8 protein-coding genes, 1 rRNA gene and 4 other annotated features are annotated in these 15638 nt (G+C 49.1%); of the genes, 6 read left to right on the top strand and 3 right to left on the bottom strand.

What is annotated here, in order from left to right:
* From gatA to BQ7117_RS05935, 6 genes are all read left to right on the top strand, one after another.
* On the top strand, nucleotides 1–1497 hold the full coding sequence (gene gatA / locus BQ7117_RS05965) for an Asp-tRNA(Asn)/Glu-tRNA(Gln) amidotransferase subunit GatA (protein WP_073996633.1): 1497 nt from the start codon (nucleotides 1–3) through the stop codon (nucleotides 1495–1497).
* A complete protein-coding gene (gene gatB, locus BQ7117_RS05960) occupies nucleotides 1498–3000 on the top strand; it encodes an Asp-tRNA(Asn)/Glu-tRNA(Gln) amidotransferase subunit GatB (protein ID WP_073996632.1) in 1503 nt (500 codons plus the stop codon).
* A gap of 170 nt (nucleotides 3001–3170) precedes the next feature.
* Complete coding sequence (locus BQ7117_RS05955) at nucleotides 3171–4337, top strand: NAD(P)-dependent malic enzyme (protein ID WP_073996631.1); 1167 nt, start codon at nucleotides 3171–3173, stop codon at nucleotides 4335–4337.
* 424 nt (nucleotides 4338–4761) lie between these two features.
* Nucleotides 4762–5628, top strand: a sequence feature (16S ribosomal RNA rRNA prediction is too short).
* A gap of 71 nt (nucleotides 5629–5699) precedes the next feature.
* Nucleotides 5700–5959 (top strand) — a sequence feature (16S ribosomal RNA rRNA prediction is too short).
* 87 nt (nucleotides 5960–6046) lie between these two features.
* Nucleotides 6047–6915 (top strand) — a sequence feature (23S ribosomal RNA rRNA prediction is too short).
* Between the two features lie 2 nt (nucleotides 6916–6917).
* Nucleotides 6918–7785: a sequence feature (23S ribosomal RNA rRNA prediction is too short), on the top strand.
* 118 nt (nucleotides 7786–7903) lie between these two features.
* A 5S ribosomal RNA gene (gene rrf, locus BQ7117_RS05945) occupies nucleotides 7904–8020 on the top strand.
* Between the two features lie 74 nt (nucleotides 8021–8094).
* Nucleotides 8095–8841 (top strand): class I SAM-dependent methyltransferase, encoded by a 747-nt coding sequence (locus tag BQ7117_RS05940; RefSeq protein WP_084789953.1) that lies wholly within the window; start codon nucleotides 8095–8097, stop codon nucleotides 8839–8841.
* A 115-nt stretch (nucleotides 8842–8956) separates the two neighbouring features.
* The gene (locus BQ7117_RS05935) at nucleotides 8957–10294 is read left to right on the top strand and encodes a threonine/serine exporter family protein (protein ID WP_073996630.1); all 1338 of its coding nucleotides are present in this window, start codon (nucleotides 8957–8959) and stop codon (nucleotides 10292–10294) included.
* A 203-nt stretch (nucleotides 10295–10497) separates the two neighbouring features.
* Here BQ7117_RS05935 and BQ7117_RS05930 read toward each other — a convergent pair whose 3' ends face one another.
* From BQ7117_RS05930 to BQ7117_RS05920, 3 genes are all read right to left on the bottom strand, one after another.
* Nucleotides 10498–12102: an aspartate:alanine exchanger family transporter gene (locus BQ7117_RS05930; protein WP_073996629.1), complete on the bottom strand. Its 1605-nt coding sequence runs from the start codon at nucleotides 12100–12102 to the stop codon at nucleotides 10498–10500.
* 228 nt (nucleotides 12103–12330) lie between these two features.
* The gene (locus BQ7117_RS05925; RefSeq protein ID WP_073996628.1) at nucleotides 12331–14292 is read right to left on the bottom strand and encodes a glycoside hydrolase family 2 protein; all 1962 of its coding nucleotides are present in this window, start codon (nucleotides 14290–14292) and stop codon (nucleotides 12331–12333) included.
* Nucleotides 14285–15568, bottom strand: a complete 1284-nt coding sequence (locus tag BQ7117_RS05920) for an MFS transporter (protein WP_073996627.1) — start codon at nucleotides 15566–15568, stop codon at nucleotides 14285–14287. Before BQ7117_RS05920 ends, BQ7117_RS05925 begins: the two co-directional genes overlap by 8 nt.
* Nucleotides 15569–15638: the final 70 nt, after the last annotated feature.

Here is a 15638-nt window from a genome sequence, read left to right as displayed (position 1 = left end):
ATGGAAATAGTGAAAAAAACGGCGCGGGAATTAGCTGAACTTATTCGCGCTGGTGAGCTGAGCTCTGTAGAAGTTACGCAAGCATTCTTAGCGCGTATAGAGAAATTAGATACCCAGTTGCACGCTTTTCTCTTTGTAGATAAAGAGGGAGCACTCGCGGCGGCAAAAGCAGTAGACGCCGATTTAGCGGCTGGGAAAGAGTTACCTCCTTATGCGGGAGTGCCGATTGCGATAAAAGATAATATCTGCCAGCGGGGAATTCCCACTACCTGTGGTTCTGCCATGTTGGAAGGGTGGAAAGCTCCTTATGACGCCACAGTAGTGCGCAATATTAAAGCCGCCCGTCTCCCCATTCTTGGGCATACTAATATGGATGAATTCGCGATGGGATCTTCTACCGAGCATTCTGCTTTCGGGCCTACTCGCAACCCGTGGGATACGAGCCGTATTCCTGGCGGTTCTGGCGGTGGAAGTGCTGCAGCGGTAGCGGCGTATTTAGCTCCTTGGGCTTTGGGTTCCGATACTGGCGGTTCAATTCGCCAGCCTGGGGCAGTTACTGGCACCGTCGGAGCTAAACCGACCTATGGAGCTATATCGCGTTATGGGTTAATTGCGATGGCTTCTTCTTTAGATCAAATCGGGCCGGTGGCGCGCACGGTAGAAGATGCGGCAATTCTGCAAACTCTCGTAGGCGGGCACGATCCTCTTGATTCTACTTCGCTTCCGGATACGGAGGTGGATTTACCAGCTGCTGCCCAGAAAGGTAAGCCGGCAGATTTGCATGGATGCAAGATTGGCATAGTTAAAGAAACTCTCGCTGCCGGATATGGAGAAGGTGTACTAGAGGTATTCTCCAATACTTTGGATTCTCTGCGGGAGCGGGGAGCAGAAATTGTGGAGATTTCTTGCCCCTCTTTTGAATACGCTTTAGCGGCTTACTACTTAATCATGCCGGCGGAAGCCTCTTCTAATTTGGCGCGTTTCGATGGGGTGCGTTACGGCAACCGGGTAGAGCCAACGAGTGGTCCCGTGACGGCAGAAACGATGATGCGTGCTACTCGTGAAGCAAAATTCGGGGTAGAAGTAAAACGACGCATTATTCTCGGCACGCACGTGCTTTCCGCTGGCTTCTATGATTCTTACTACGGTTCGGCGCAAAAAGTGCGTACCTTAGTGCAGCGCGATCTGGCAGCAGCTTTTTCAAAAGTTGCGGTGCTGATATCGCCTACTGCGCCTACTGTCGCTTTCCGTTTCGGTGAGAACATCAACGATCCGATGAAGATGTACTTAAACGATATGACTACCATTCCGGCTAATTTGGCAGGAGTTCCTGCTATGACTATTCCGGCTGGCTTGGTGAACGGTTTGCCGGTAGGAGTACAAGTAATGGCACCAGCCCATGCAGATGCCTCCATGTATGAGTATGCGGCGGCGGTAGAGGCGCTCGCGCCGGCCGCAGCGAGTGAATGTCCGGTAGCTATGGGAGAGGAAAAGTAAATGGATGAACTTATGGATTACTCCGAGGTAGTAGCACAGTTTGATCCGGTGCTGGGTCTGGAAATTCACGTCGAACTCGGTACTAAGACGAAAATGTTTGACAGTGCTCCCAATGCCTTCGGTGGAGAAGCAAATACGCATACCACCCCAGTTTCATTGGGTTTGCCCGGTGCCTTGCCAGTAGTTAATAAAAAGGCTATTGAGTATGCGATTCGGCTCGGTTTGGCGTTGAATTGTCATATTGCGGAGAGCTGCCGTTTTGCGCGGAAGAATTATTTTTACCCAGATTTGTGTAAGAACTTTCAGACTTCGCAGTCCGATGAGCCTATTGCCTATGACGGATATCTAGATATTGAGTTAGACGATGGCGATATATTCCGCGTAGAAATTGAAAGAGCGCACGTGGAAGAAGACGCTGGTAAAAATACGCATATCGGAGGCAGTGGCCGTATTCAGGGAGCTGCCTATTCACTGGTAGATTACAACCGAGCGGGCGTGCCCTTGGTGGAAATCGTGACGCGCCCGATCGAAGGAGCTGGGGCACGCGCTCCAGAAGTTGCGGCGAAGTATGTGCAGACAGTGCGGGATATTGCGAAAGCCATTGGCGTTTCACAGGCGCGTATGGAGCGCGGTAATGTGCGGGCAGATGTAAATGTGTCCTTACGCCCGGATCCGAATGCTCCTTTAGGTACGCGGACGGAGACGAAAAACGTCAATTCTTTCCGAGCTATTGCTGGTGCGGTGGAGTATGAGATGCGCCGGCAAGCAGTCATATTGGCGCGGGGTGAAAAAGTGCTGCAAGAGACGCGGCATTGGCAAGAAAGTAATTTCACTACGCTCCCCGGTAGGCCGAAATCAGACGCAGAAGATTATCGGTATTTCCCAGAACCAGATTTAGTGCCCCTGGCCCCGGCGCGGGAATGGGTAGCCGAAATAAAGGCTTCCCTGCCAGAATTACCCGCTGTTAAACGCCGGCGGCTACGGGAAGAGTGGGGAGTTTCTGCTCTGGAAATGCGCGATATAGTCAATTTAGGAGCCTTAGATTTAATTGAATCTTCGGTGCAGGCCGGAGCGAGCGCGGAAGGCGCTCGCAAATGGTGGATGGGCGAACTGGCTCGCTATGCAAAAGAGCAGGAAATAGAGCTGGCGGATGTTCCGGTAACTCCTGCACAGGTGGCGCAGCTAGATGGATTAATTTCTGCTGGCCGACTCACTGATAAATTGGCGCGTGAAGTGCTCGCCGGAGTACTAGCTGGTGAGGGCGATCCGCTCGAAGTAGTGAAAGCACGCAATCTGGAAATCGTATCTAATGACGATGAGCTGATGGCGGTGATAAGCACCGAATTAGCAAAGAATCCCGATATTGTGGAGAAGATCCGGGGTGGCAAGGTGAAAGCTGCCGGAGCTATAGTCGGTGCAGTTATGCGCGCCACACATGGAAAAGCAGATGCGGCAAAAGTAAATGCACTTATCGCGGAAATGGTGGCAAAAGGCCTAAATTAATAGCCGATAAAAATAGTTATCGTAGAGGAGCGGGAATTGTAACTATTCTCGCTCCTCTCTTATTTAACGTATAAAAATCAAAAAAATTTTGGCAACATTAGGAAGTCGCTACTGATAGGTACTGACAAATAGTTTCGTGAGTGTATATAGATGCCGGGAGGTCGGTTTAGATGAACCTGCAACAGTTAAATGCGATTAAAGACGTGCATCGGGGCGGAAAAATTGCCATATCTTTGCGCTATCCTATTACCGATGCGGCAGATCTGGCGCGCGTCTACACTCCGGGAGTGGCACAAATGTGCACAGCTATTCATGAAGATACGAGTTTGGCACGCGAATTTACGGTGAAGAAAAATTCGGTAGCGGTGGTAACGGACGGCAGTGCAGTGCTTGGCTTGGGTAATATCGGGCCGAAAGCTGCTTTGCCAGTGATGGAAGGAAAAGCGGCACTTTTTAAGCGCTTTGCCGGCGTAGATGCCTGGCCAATTTGTTTAGATACGCAAGATACAGATGAAATTGTGCAAATCGTAAAAGCAATTGCGCCTGGTTTTGGTGGAATAAATTTAGAAGATATATCGGCTCCGCGCTGCTTTGAAATCGAAAGAAAATTGCGGGCTGAGTTAGATATACCAGTTTTTCACGATGATCAATACGGCACGGCAGTAGTGGTCTTAGCGGCTCTCTATAATTCATTGCAAGTCGTCCGGAAAAATATCCAAGATATTCGGGTGGTCGTATCGGGAATCGGAGCGGCTGGTACGGCAATTATTAAACTTTTAATGCATGCGGGAGTGCGCGATATTATCGGTTGCGGCCGGCAAGGGGCAATTGGGCGTTTTCGCACTGAGAAAGGTGCCGATCGGCAATGGCTTGCACAGCATACAAATCCACGCAATGTGCAGGGGAGTGTGCAGGAAGTCTTGGCAGGAGCCGATGTGTTTATTGGGGTATCTAGTGGTAATTTATTGCAGCTAGCTGATATTGCCCAGATGGCTGAGCACGCGATTGTATTTGCACTTGCCAATCCGACTCCGGAAATAGATCCGCTCGATGCATGGAAAGAAGCCGCTATAGTGGCCACTGGGCGTTCCGATTATCCGAATCAGATAAATAATGTGCTGGTATTTCCAGGTTTGTTCCGCGGCTTATTAGATGCGGGAGCAAAAGAGATAACTATCGATATGCTTTCGGCAGCTGCGCGGGCAATTGCCAACATTCTGCCGGCACAAGAAGTGCGTCCGCGGCGCGTGATTCCAGAAGTTTTTGATTTACACGTGGCGGAAACGGTGGCTAATGCGGTAGTAAAAGCGCATGATAAAGCGGTTTTGGGGGTGTGAGCAGAGCCACCGCGTTCTTATTTGACGTAAATACTCAGATGTCGTAAAGTTTTTTCTTGTCGCCAAGACCTAGGTCCTCTGGAGAAAATCTGGAGTTCCGGGAAATAGCGGCCGATATCACAAGATTTTTGAGTCTTTTCATTTGGAAAGTTTTTTCAAAAATATTAAGATAGAGAAGTTGCTCCTCCGGCACTGATTCGAAAATGAATTAGGAGTCGGGTGTGGGTGTGTTGTTTGGGATCTCAATAGTGTGTCAGCTTTTTTGTTGTATTTTTTGGTTGGCTTCTGGATTCTGGTTTTGCTGGTTTTTGGGGGTTGGCTTTTTTGACTGGTGGTGCTGCTTTTTTTTGGTGGTGTTGCTGGTTTTTTGTTTTTTGTTTGAGTCGTTTTGGGCTTTTTGCAAAATTTTTTGGTTTTTTGTGGAGAGTTTGATCCTGGCTCAGGACGAACGCTGGCGGCGTGCTTAACACATGCAAGTCGAACGGAAAGGCCTCAAGCTTGCTTGGGGTACTCGAGTGGCGAACGGGTGAGTAATACGTGAGTAACCTGCCTTCTTCTTTGGGATAAGCCTGGGAAACTGGGTCTAATACTGGATATTCTGCTTCTGCCGCATGGTGGGGGTTGGAAAGGTTTTTCTGGTGGGGGATGGGCTCACGGCCTATCAGCTTGTTGGTGGGGTGATGGCCTACCAAGGCGGTGACGGGTAGCCGGCCTGAGAGGGTGACCGGCCACATTGGGACTGAGATACGGCCCAGACTCCTACGGGAGGCAGCAGTGGGGAATATTGCACAATGGACGGAAGTCTGATGCAGCGACGCCGCGTGGGGGATGAAGGCTTTCGGGTTGTAAACTCCTTTTGATGCTGAACAAGGCTCTTTTTAGGGTTGAGGGTAGGTGTTGAATAAGCGCCGGCTAACTACGTGCCAGCAGCCGCGGTAATACGTAGGGCGCGAGCGTTGTCCGGAATTATTGGGCGTAAAGGGCTCGTAGGCGGTTTGTCGCGTCTGCTGTGAAAGACCGGGGCTTAACTCCGGGGTTGCAGTGGGTACGGGCAGACTAGAGTGCGGTAGGGGTAGCTGGAATTCCTGGTGTAGCGGTGGAATGCGCAGATATCAGGAGGAACACCGATGGCGAAGGCAGGTTACTGGGCCGTTACTGACGCTGAGGAGCGAAAGCATGGGGAGCGAACAGGATTAGATACCCTGGTAGTCCATGCTGTAAACGTTGGACACTAGGTGTGGGGCCTTTTCCATGGGTTCTGCGCCGTAGCTAACGCATTAAGTGTCCCGCCTGGGGAGTACGGTCGCAAGGCTAAAACTCAAAGGAATTGACGGGGACCCGCACAAGCGGCGGAGCATGCGGATTAATTCGACGCAACGCGAAGAACCTTACCAAGGCTTGACATACACTGGAAGACTGCAGAGATGTGGTTGCCTTCGGGCTGGTGTACAGGTGGTGCATGGTTGTCGTCAGCTCGTGTCGTGAGATGTTGGGTTAAGTCCCGCAACGAGCGCAACCCTTGTCTTGTGTTGCCATCACTTCGGGTGGGGACTCANCACTGGTCTAGTGATTCTGCGCCGACAATGTAGCGGGGCTAAGTACACCGCCGAAACCGTGGCAATATTTTGTATTGGGTAGGGGAGCGTCGTGCGTGAGGTGAAGCGATGGTGTGAACTTGTTGTGGATTGCGTGCGAGTGAGAATTCAGGCATGAGTAGCGATTTGATAGGTGAGAATCCTATCCGCCGTATGACTAAGGGTTCCAGGGCCAGGTTGTTCCGCCCTGGGTTAGTCGGGTCCTAAGGCGAGGCCGTCAGGCGTAGTCGATGGGTGACCAGTTGTTATTCTGGTACCGGTGTAGAACCGTCCGTGCTGAAGCGAGGGATACTAACCATCCCGGATATTGCTTGACACTTTCGGGTGTTGGGTGGTTGATGGCGTGGGAACTGATCTTGTGGTAGGCAAGCGTGTTAACAGGGGTGACGCAGTGAGGTAGCTTCCGCGTGGCTTATGGCTTGCCGCGTTTAACAGTGTGGCCTGTTTCCTAGGTAAATCCGGGAAATGTTTAAGGTGAGGCTGGATGATGACCTTTTTTTAAGGGAAGTAGGGTGATCCTGTACTGTCTAGAAAAGCCTCGACGTGAGGTTCGAGCCGCCCGTACCCGAAACCGACACAGGTAGTTGGGTAGAGTATATTAAGGCGTTCGAGTGAATCGTGGTTAAGGAACTCGGCAAAATGCCCCCGTAACTTTGGGAGAAGGGGGACCGGAACCTTGAGGCCTTTTTGCAGGCTAGGGGTGATGGTGGCAGAAACCAGGGAGAAGCGACTGTTTATCAAAAACATAGGTCTGTGCGAACACGTAAGTGGATGTATACGGACTGACGCCTGCCCGGTGCTGGAAGGTTAAGAGGACTGGTTAGTCATCCTTGTGGTGGCGAAGCTGAGAATTTAAGCCCCAGTAAACGGCGGTGGTAACTATAACCATCCTAAGGTAGCGAAATTCCTTGTCGGGTAAGTTCCGACCTGCACGAATGGCGTAACGACTTCTCCACTGTCTCAACCGCGAACTCGGTGAAATTGCATTACGAGTAAAGATGCTCGTTACGCGCAGAAGGACGGAAAGACCCCGGGACCTTTACTATAGCTTGGTATTGGTGTTTGGTACGTTTTGTGTAGGATAGGTGGGAGACTGTGAAGCTCAGACGCTAGTTTGGGTGGAGTCATTGTTGAAATACCACTCTGATCGTGCTGGATGTCTAACCTTGGACCATGATCTGGTTTAGGGACAGTGCCTGGTGGGTAGTTTAACTGGGGCGGTTGCCTCCTAAATTGTAACGGAGGCGCTCAATGGTTCCCTCAGCCTGGTTGGTAATCAGGTGGCGAGTGTAAGTGTAGAAGGGAGCTTGACTGTGAGACTGACGGGTCGAGCAGGTACGAAAGTAGGAACTAGTGATCCGGCCATGGCTTATGGTAGCGTGGTCGCTCAACGGATAAAAGGTACCCCGGGGATAACAGGCTGATCCTGCCCAAGAGTTCATATCGACGGCATGGTTTGGCACCTCGATGTCGGCTCGTCGCATCCTGGGGCTGGAGTAGGTCCCAAGGGTTGGGCTGTTCGCCCATTAAAGCGGCACGCGAGCTGGGTTCAGAACGTCGTGAGACAGTTCGGTCCCTATCCTCTGCGCGCGTTAGAAACTTGTGGAGGGCTGTCCCTAGTACGAGAGGACCGGGACGGACGAACCTCTGGTGTGCCAGTTGTACCGCCAGGTGCATGGCTGGTTTGCTACGTTCGGTAAGGATAACCGCTGAAAGCATCTAAGTGGGAAGCCTGCTCCGAGATAAGGTTTCGATAACCCTTTAGGGTTGGGAGGTCCCCTATAGACTATAGGGTTGATAGGCTAGAAGTGGACAGGCCGAGAGGTCTGGAGCTGACTAGTACTAATGACCGATCACTTACCAACAAATCTATAAAAGTTTTATTTAATGTTTCGCATCCACTATACAATTCCCGGCCACCAACCAAAAAAAGAGGATTCTTTTCAGAAAGAGTGGCTATCCAACCGTTTTGGCGGTGGCAATAGTGCCAGGGAAACGCCCGGTCCCATTCCGAACCCGGAAGCTAAGCCTGGTAACGCTGATGGTACTGCACTCGAGAGAGCGTGGGAGAGTAAGAAACCGCCGCCATTCAAACCTAAAAAACGAACGGGGCTCCAAACAAATGGAGCCCCGTTCCCACACCCCCAAAAGAAAATAAAGTAGTGAAAGCGGAAGTACAGAATCCTTTTTTACAGATAGGTGGCGGTGCTGCTGCCTATCGCGATGTACGTCCTAGCTATCCAGCAGATATTATTTCGCAGTTGCCGCTCAGTTCTCATACTCCAGTTGCAGATATAGGAGCAGGTACGGGGAAACTCACTGCGCAGCTTTGCCAGATAAGCGATTCGGTCTGGGCGGTAGAGCCAGCTAAAGAATTCCGGGAAATTTTCCAGCAGGAGCTTCCAGATTTTCCTACTTCTCGTTTAGTCTCTGCTACCGCCGAAAATACGGGGTTTGATCCCGCTACTTTTTCACTTCTCACTTATGCCCAGTGTTGGCATTGGTTAGATGCAGAAAAAGCGGCCCAAGAGGCGGCGCGAATTTTAACTCCCGGTGGCGTAGTGGCGATAGTTTATAATCAATTCGACGTCTCTATACCGTGGGTATTGCAGCTTTCGCGAATTATGCGTTCCGGGGATGTACATCGGTTTGATAAACCGCCTAAACTAGGAAAAGATTTTTCTTCTCCGCAGCTGGAACGCAGCTATTGGATAGATACTCTCCGAGTGTCAGAACTCTTTGCTCTTGGCACCACTCGTTCTTCGTGGATTAAATCTAGTGCAGAAAATCGGCAGAAAATGCGCGAAAATTTGCGTTGGTATATCTGTGAGGAGCTGGGGATAGATTTTGCGGAAGGAAGAATCCGACTTCCGTATCACACTCTGCTGTGGACAGCATATAAGCAGTAATAAACTAGACAAGCTAAGGGAAAATTTGTCAGCAGTTTTTAATAATAGATAGTATCTTTACGTATGAGCTTTACGTATGAGCTGAGTATTTAAGAAATTTGAAGCGGAGTGATGCATGGCAGCGGAAGTGGCAGCGAACGAAAAAGATTTTAGTACCTCTGATTCACTTGCAGAAAAAGCGGCAGCGATATTAGATTTTGGTAGTCTGCTTCTGGCTTGCGGCGCCGGTGGTTACCGAGTGAAATCTTGTTTGGCTCGCGCGGCAAAAGCACTAGGACTCACCAAATACGAATCCCATATTTCGATGAAGCATATTACTGCTACAGCTTGGGAAAACGAAAAAGCCCATACTCAGTATACTGAGCAACGGCAGGTGGGAGTAAACGCAGAAAAACTAGACCGGCTCATGGTTTTTTCCGAAAAGCTTCGCCCGGGGATGACGGTAGCAGATTTTCGCAGTACTCTGAAGCAGCTTTCTGCAGATGATTGGCATTATCGGCGCTGGGTCACGGTATTCTTTGCTGCCATTGCCTGTGCAGCTTTCTGCTTTTTGAACGGTGGATATGTTGTGGAATGTTCTGCGGTATTCTTTGCTGCGGGAGTCGGGCAATATGTACGAAAAGTAATGCTGCGCCGCAACTATGCGCATTTTTTAGTGTGGATTGTCTGTGCGATTGTATCTACTCTTCTTTATATCGGAATTCTTAACTGCTATGAATACTTCCAGCTAGCTGGGGTATATATGCACGAGGCGGGAATAATATCTTCAATACTCTATCTAATTCCCGGATTTCCTCTTACCACTGCGATGTTGGATTTAGTGCGCGGCGACTATCAATCCGCTATTACTCGTTTTAGCTACTGTATCTTAGTGATTGGCTCTGCCGGGCTTTCAGTCTGGTTGGTATGCCACTTTGCAGATTGGAATGTGGCTAATCCAGCTAATCATCTGATAGATCCTGCTTTGCGAAATGCTCTGCGCATATTGTGCTCCTTTATAGCAGCATACGGCTTTGCAGTTCTTTTTAATGCGCCGTGGAAAGTGGCAGCGGCCGCCGCCGGGGTAGGAGCTTTTGCTAATGCCGGGCGTATTATCGTACTCCAAGAATGCCTAGATATACCTTGGCAAGTAAGTGTAGGTATGGCCGCTCTAGTAATCGGCATTCTCTCCACAGTTATTGCTTGGAAGACGGCGCATTCCCGGGTATCACTTTCTGTGCCAGCGGTAGTGATTATGATACCGGGAGTGCCTTTTTACCGAGCTCTAGTGGCAGCCAACGAAGGAAATGTATTAGATGCACTTTCTTCGTTAGCAGAAGTTTTCTTCGTAGTGATGGCTATCGGTTTCGGCCTTGCTTTAGCTCGGACTATCTTAGACCCGGATTGGCGTATGGATATTGATACCTCTACTTTGCCTGATTCTTTAGAGCAGAAAAATTTTCAGTCGGTATAAGGTTGGAATAGTTTGAGTATTTAAGGATCTGAGTAATTAAGAATGTGGGGCCTAGCAATTTAGATACTTAGAATTTAGCTTTAAAGATTTTTCTGAAGAGCTTTGGGATAGGTATTCAATGCTATAAGAGATTTAGAGAAGCGTAAATAAAAATGCCTGGGGGATTTCCCCAGGCATTTTTATTTCTAGAGCTTTTAGAGCTTTTAGAACATCGCAAAAGATCCCAAAATCTGCCCACAGAAAATCTTTACCACCATCGCAACCGGATATACCATGGCATATCCGAGGGCTACGCGCGGATCGAAATTAGTGCGGTCATTGGAGAAGGCCAGTACGGCCGGCTGGGTTTGGGTACCAGCCAGAATACCGGAGAGGCGAGTACCGCCAACTTTTCCGATGTATCGCATCGTGAAATAGAGCCCAGCGCCCATAATCATGGTGACGATTGCTCCTAGGATAAAGATCTTAATCCAGGAACCGCCGGTAAAGGCGTTGAGAATTTGCGAGCCGGCTGTGGTACCCGCATAGGCAAGGAATATTAACAAACCGAGCTCAGAGAGTACCTGGCAAGTAGCATGTGGAATAGTGGTGATGAAATTGCCTACTTTTCCTAGCTTGCCCATAATCAAGCCCACGATGAGCGTCCCAGCTGCCGAACCGATGGAGAACTTCAATCCAGTAGGAGTGAGGAATTCTAATTCGCCAATCAAAACGCCGAGCGCCATTCCTAAGCCCAACGCAAAAGGATTGATATTGGTGAGTCCATGTGCAGAATCGCCGAAGAACTTAGAAATTTCCTTCATCTTAGTGGCAGGAGCAATTACGCGGATTCTATCTCCGAGCTGCAGAGGTTCATTAGCATGCGCAATAATATCTACGTCGCCCCGGCGAATACGAGAAATAGTGGCATCGTATTTTTCTTCCAGATTTACTTCTTGTACCGTCATATTGGCTAGCTTTGGATTGGAAAGCGTAATGCGGCGGAAATCGATGAAAGAACGATCAGCGAGCAGCGAATGAGAAGATTTATGTCCGAGCAAAGCAATTGCTTTATCGACGGCGGAAGAAGTGCCTACTACCGTCACTAAATCGTCATTCATCAGCACATCGGCATCAGTAGGTACCCAAATGGGGCCTACCTCGCCACGGCGCAGCCGCGAAAAAGTAGCTCCGGTACCGATCTCTTTTTGTGCCTTGGTGACGGTAATCGGTTCTTCCATATCCACCCGAATAGTGCGGTTCACAATCGGGGAAGGGGCGTCGGTATCACTTGCGCGCTTTGAGAGGGCCAGCATAGCCCAGCCCAGCATACCGATTACGCCGAAAAGATAGGCGATTGCGTAGCCAACAGTGGCAGTAGCCGGGTCTCCAGAAGCCTGACCCGCAGCGGAAAGAGCTGGGGTGTTAGTGACCGCTCCGGCAAAGGTACCGGCGATAAGTGCCCAGTCCATTCCCAATAGCCGCCCGATTAGGCCAGCAGATACGGCCGCAGTGGCTACTACGAGCAGCATCAATAATACGGGTTTTACCGAGGACTTTAGGGTCTGGAAGAAGGAAGGGCCGGAGCTGATGCCAATTGCGAAAGCAAAGAGGGCTAGACCGAGCACGCCGAGATCGTGCTCTACTTTCAGCTCGTATCCCATACTTAAGCCCCAAGCAGTGAGGGCAATTGCGAAAAATAGTACGGCAGCGGCACCTAGCGAAATATTCTTTACTCGTACTTTCGCAAAGAGTGCACCGACCCCTACTAATACAAATAGGAGTAACACTTGATTTTCAGCAAGTGTAGAGAAAATTGTAGATAACAATATATTTCCTTCGAAAAGTGAACGTATATACAAACTATATTATCTATGAAAAAGAGATTCTTCATCTTCTTTTACTGTGATTACGGCGTAATATTTGCAGGTAAATAATGGCAAATTTATGTGCGGGAGGGCTTGCGCCGCTAGCTCGCTAGGTCTGCGTGTGCTAGTTTGCGCCGCGGCTGCTTGGTTAAGCTTGCGCCGCGGTGAATCTGCTCTGCAGGTAGCTTCTTATATTTGCTTGCGCAGAGCGAGAAGTAGGCTGCGTAATTCTGCCGCAGCGAGGGAAGAATCTGGCCATTTATTCACTGCTCGATCGTAGGTGAGGAAGCCATTTACTTCATCTTCTACGTCACTGAGCTGGGTATATACGTAAGCTGATATATCTTTACCCGTATTTAGCAGGAATCGGAAAAGTTCTAGCACGGCTTGTTGATAAGTAGCGATATCTTTATAACGCCGATACCCGAAGCTGTGGGAGCTGTAGCAATGCCCGGGTACTGCAAAGCTATAACCGCCAAATTCACTCAGAGCTAGTGCTCGCCCTTTTTTATCGAGGCGCATCCGCGGTTTGCGGAAATAAATATGCCTACTCTTTACATCTCCACCACCCTGGTCATGCCAGCCACTGGCGTGATCTACCAATCGGGTAGGATCTAAATCGCGAATTTTCTTTGCTGCGGCTAAAGCGGAAAATTGCCCCCATCCTTCGTTAAAAGGTACCCATAAAGCTATGCTAGGTACGGAATAAAGCTGCTTTACAGTGCGTAATAATTCCTGGTTATAGAGGTCTTTACTTTCACTATTACGGCGCCCAAAGAGGTGAGCCCAGCGCATATCGTTAAAATGAATACCCAAAAAAGGCAGCACTGAGATAGCAGGTTTACAGTAGGGGCCACCGCCTGACACCATATCTTGCCAGATAAGCATACCCAGTCGGTCGCAGTGATAGTAGGCGCGTGCGGATTCAATTTTTATATGTTTGCGGAGCATATTAAATCCGAGCGCTTGCATACTCTTAATATCGGCAATTAAATCGGCATCGCTCGGGGGAGTATAGAAGCCCTCACTCCAATATCCTTGGTCGAGTACTCCCATATGTACATAGGGGCGGTTATTGAGAGCTAGCCGTTGTACTCCATTTTTCGTGCTGATAAGGGAAAACTTCCGCATTCCAAAATAACCTTGGAGCAAGTCTTCTCCATACTGAAGTTCGTAGCGGTAAAGATAAGGATCTTCTGGACTCCACGGGCGAAAATCGGGTGGTAACTTCCCATATAACGTAGCAGTGGAAGTAGAAACAGCTTTTATTTCGAAAGAACCGAGCTCTATAGATTCTCCTTGCAGACCGGCAGCCGCAGGTGCCAAAATTTTCCCTTGGATTGGTAGAGAATTAGCAGTAGTGCTAGCAGCAGCATTAAGGGAACTATCGGGAGTAATGCCAGTGGCAGTAGTGGTAGATAGGGGTGATTCTATCTGTACTTCTAATTCGACGGCACCGCTATCGAAATAAGGCGTAATTTGCACCGCGGAAATATAAGACGTGGGCACTGCTTCTAGCCATACGCTCTGCCATATTCCAGAGCTGGGGCGATACCAGATATTTCCCGGTTGTAGAGATTGCTTACCGTAGGCGCTTTGCCCCTGATTGCTGGGATCTTCTACTACTACTTGAATCTTTTGCTCTCCGGCTTGTAGATAAGGAGTAATATCCAACGTAAAAGCAAAATATCCGCCGCGGTTTTCTCCGGCATAGTGGCCGTTTATGAATACCAAACAATTCTGGTCTACGGCGCCAAAATGCAACAAAAGTCGCGCGGGCGGGTACGCGCCGGAAGGGGAATCTGAATTGGGGAAAATAAAACTATCGGGAAGCTCATCGGGGGAGAGAGTGCGTTCATAGTAGAGTAATTCCCCAGGTAATAACCTTTTTCCTGCACCGGAAAGAGGTGCTTCCGGAGAGAAAGGTACCAGTATTTTCTCGGTAAGTGGAGGAGGGCAGAATTTTTCTCTCTCGTTAGCGGTTGCTTTTTCCCCATAGCGCTGCCGTAAGGCTGCTAAATCTCCCGCTTCTATGCCGTAGCGCCAATAGCCATTTAGTGATTTCCACGTGGTGGCACTGCGCTGGAGCTGGGGGCGGGGATACTCGGGCAGTGGAATCTGTGGTTTAGCAGTGGAAGAAATATCAGGCATGGTTCTGAGTGCCTTTCTTTAAGAAATACAAAGGGATTAATACGAGTAGTGAAACAAGTGCGGCTGTAAGGAAAATAGCGGGAGTAGGCACTTGCTTTACTACTCCCAAGTCGGTGTAGTGCAAATCGGAATTTTTTATGACGCTGCTGCCGATAAAAGGCCCGATAATCATTGGAATCATAACTACGAAAATCATGCGCACTCCCTGGAATCTTCCTCCCATTTGGGCGGGAATATTATCAAGCGTCAACGCCATTAGGGCCGCGCTCAATGCCATAAATCCGGAAAGCATTATCAGACCGGAAATAGTGGTCGGAAGGGGATTGCGCGCAAAGTACATCGCTAGCAAGCCGCAGCCGTGGAGTAGAAAAGCGCCAAAAGCAATAGGTACTTTGCCAAATTTATCGATAAGTCTTCCTGCTATTACCACGGCGATTGCGCTGCCGAGTAATACCACTGCCAGGATGGGCACATAGTTTTTAATCTGTAGATAGTTTTGAATATAGATAATTAAGTACGGCATATAAATTTGGTTGGCGATACTTATGAGGAGAAGTGCACTGTAGGTAGTGTATAGCCGCGGTAACTGGCGAATAGTGGAAGGGCGGAAACCGTAAATTATTTTCTTCCCCAGAGATTCGGTGCGGGGAGTTTGCGGAGATTCGTGAATGAGGAGAATCCCGATTCCGCCTACGCAGAGAATAATTACGCCGATTATTAAGAAAAATAATTGCCAGCGCCCCGCCTGCGTAAGTGGATCGAAGACGGCGAATATGAGCAGAATAGCAAATAACGGTAAGGCAGTGACTACGCCTTCTACGCGCCCGCGGTTAGTCTTATCGGTAATATCTACAATCCAAGCGTTATAGGCGGCGTCATTGGCAGTAGAGCCAAAGAAAGTCATCACACAATCGAGCAGGATTACGAAGAGTACCGCACTGTGGGTGGCGGCAGCAATATCTGCTGCTCCAGCTGGCACTTTAATAAAACCGAAACCAATCGTAGAGAAACCCCAAAGAATATAGCCCGCTACAATAAATGCTTTGCGCTTTCCAAAATGATCGGATACTCCACCCATTAATAAGGTGGTGATAGTAGCTACTACTGCAGAGGCAGAGACGGTGGCAGCGATAGCACGGGGATCATCGGTAATCGTATTGTAAATAAAGATATTTAAATACATATTTTCTATAGTCCAGGCAATTTGCCCTACTAACCCGATAAGAATAACGGCGAACCAATTACGGCTTCCGAGTGGAGTGATTTGTCTTGTCATAAAAAACGCCACCTTGCGATATTTTACAAACCTTAAATTATGTATATTTTAGCACTTAACTTAAAAGTGC

Origin of the sequence: Arcanobacterium urinimassiliense, assembly GCF_900119495.1 — a bacterium.
GTDB classification, from domain to species: Bacteria; Actinomycetota; Actinomycetes; order Actinomycetales; family Actinomycetaceae; genus Arcanobacterium_A; species Arcanobacterium_A urinimassiliense.
Note: the sequence above shows the minus strand (reverse complement) of the source record. Positions and strands in the feature narration are given on the sequence as shown.